This is a genomic window from Bradyrhizobium uaiense (assembly GCF_010811875.1).
GTDB classification, from domain to species: domain Bacteria; phylum Pseudomonadota; class Alphaproteobacteria; order Rhizobiales; family Xanthobacteraceae; genus Bradyrhizobium; species Bradyrhizobium uaiense.
This window is the reverse complement of sequence record NZ_VKHP01000478.1, coordinates 1-1,818: the sequence shown is the minus strand read 5'-3', so window position 1 is coordinate 1,818 and position 1,818 is coordinate 1. Positions and strand designations below refer to the sequence as shown.

The window sequence follows — 1,818 nt, the reverse complement described above, 5'->3', positions numbered from 1 at the left end:
CGGCGACTTCAGGTCGAGCGTCAGGCTCCGCTTGTTGCGATTGTTGAGATGCCAGGGATAGTTGTCCTTGGCGCGGGGCTGCGGAGGAATTTTGTATCCGATCCGCCAGGTGTCGCCGCTCGGTGGCTCGACCTTGATGACATCGGCCCCGAAATCGGAGAGGATGACGGCGGCTCCGGGACCGGCAATGAAGCTCGCGAGATCCACGACCTTCAGGCCGGAAAAGATGTTGTCGGTGGACATTGCCGTCTCCTCAGCGTTGCAGTTGATGCGCGATGGAAAAATGATCGGCGTAGACGCCCAGCCGGTCGAGCAGGCGCGAAATCCAGTCGAGCAGGCGGGTCTGAACGTCGCGACGGTTGGTCTCGTTGAGCATCTCGTGGCGGCCGCCGGTGTAGAAATCGAAGGCGAGGTCGCGCAGGCCGGCGCCCTGGTAGCGCTCGATCAGCAGCTTCACGCCGGTCAGGTGCTGGCCAACGGGATCCTCGCTGCCCGAGAACAGATAGACCGGCAGGCCGCGACGGATCTTGGACAGCGCGAGGGGATCGGTGAGGCGAGGCGCCGAACCGATAAACGACGCGAGTGAATCCGGCTGCAGCGCCGCAAAGCAAAGGGGATCGTTGATGAAGGCGTCCACGACGGCCTCATCGCGGCTCAGCCAGTCGAACGGGGTTCGTGCCGGCTCGAAGGCGGCATTGAGGAGGTTCGCGCCTGGCGCTGCGGCGCTTGCCAGACGCGCGAGCCCATCGAGCGCACCGGATCCGGACAGGATGAGGCCATCGATCTCGTGGCTATGGTCGATCACGTAGCGCTGGGCGGCGAAGGAACCCATGCTATGGCCGAACAAGAGCAGGGGGACGTCGGGATTTTCATCGCGGATGAGTTCGGTGAGGCGCAGCATGTCGGCAACCAGGAGCTCAAAGCCGCCGTCGCCGAAATCGCCCAGATGCTCAGCCGAGCGCGCGGAGAGCCCATGTCCGCGGTGATCGTTACCGTAAACGGTGAGCCCCGCTGATATCATACGATCGATAGTTTCGGTGTAGCGCCGCAGATGCTCGCCCATGCCGTGGGCGATCTGGACGACACCGCGTGTTGGACCGCGGCTATCCCAACGGGCGCACCCGATGCATAGACCGTCGGCGCTAGTCAGGCGGAATTCGGCGTCGGGAAGCGGCAGCCTGCTTGACATTGCCATGATCAGTCATCCGAGTTCGTGCTTCAGCGTCCGTGGAATTGCGGCGCCCGCTTCTCGAGGAATGCGGAGGTGCCTTCCTTCTTGTCCTCGGTTGCGGCGCAGATTCCGAAGTAGGAAGCTTCCAGTGCGAATCCCTCGGTCTGACTCGTATCGAGACCCTTATTCGCGACTTCCAGCGAGAACTTCACGGCGATCGGCGCGTTGGCCGAAATCTGCCTCAGGATCGCCTCCGCTCGCGCGATCAAGTTCGCTGCGGGAACGACCTCATTGACCAGTCCGATGCGGTAGGCCTCCTGCGCCGAAATCGTCTCGCCGGTCAGGATGAGCTGGAGCGCGCGGCCCTTGCCGACCAGCCGCGGCAGGCGCTGCGTGCCGCCACCGCCGGGCAGCAAACCAAGCTTGACTTCCGGCTGGCCGAACTTGGCATGCTCGGCAGCGATCCGGATCGTACAGGCCATCGCTGTCTCGCAACCGCCGCCGAGCGCAAAGCCATTGATCGCCGCGATCACGGGCTTACCGAGATTTTCGACAAGGCTCAGAACCTCCTGGCCGAAGCGGCTCGATTCCTCAGCCTCATAGGCGTCGGCATGGGCGAGCTCTCCGATGTCGGCGCCGGCAATGAA

Annotated in this window: 3 protein-coding genes; all 3 read right to left on the bottom strand. The window is 63.6% G+C overall.

The features are described 5' to 3' along the window. A partial coding sequence (locus FNJ47_RS45915) for a CoA transferase (protein ID WP_175068521.1) occupies window positions 1-243 on the bottom strand: 243 nt, incomplete at its 3' end. 10 nt (window positions 244-253) lie between these two features. Then, window positions 254-1,189, bottom strand: a complete 936-nt coding sequence (locus tag FNJ47_RS45910) for an alpha/beta fold hydrolase (protein ID WP_283811391.1) — start codon at window positions 1,187-1,189, stop codon at window positions 254-256. Between the two features lie 29 nt (window positions 1,190-1,218). Then, a partial coding sequence (locus tag FNJ47_RS45905) for an enoyl-CoA hydratase-related protein (RefSeq protein ID WP_163163373.1) occupies window positions 1,219-1,818 on the bottom strand: 600 nt, incomplete at its 5' end.

Excerpts from the sequence above, each read along its gene's own strand:
- FNJ47_RS45910 (WP_283811391.1), bottom strand. The coding sequence starts at position 1,189 with ATGTCAAGCAGGCTGCCGCTTCCCGACGCCGAATTCCGCCTGACTAGC.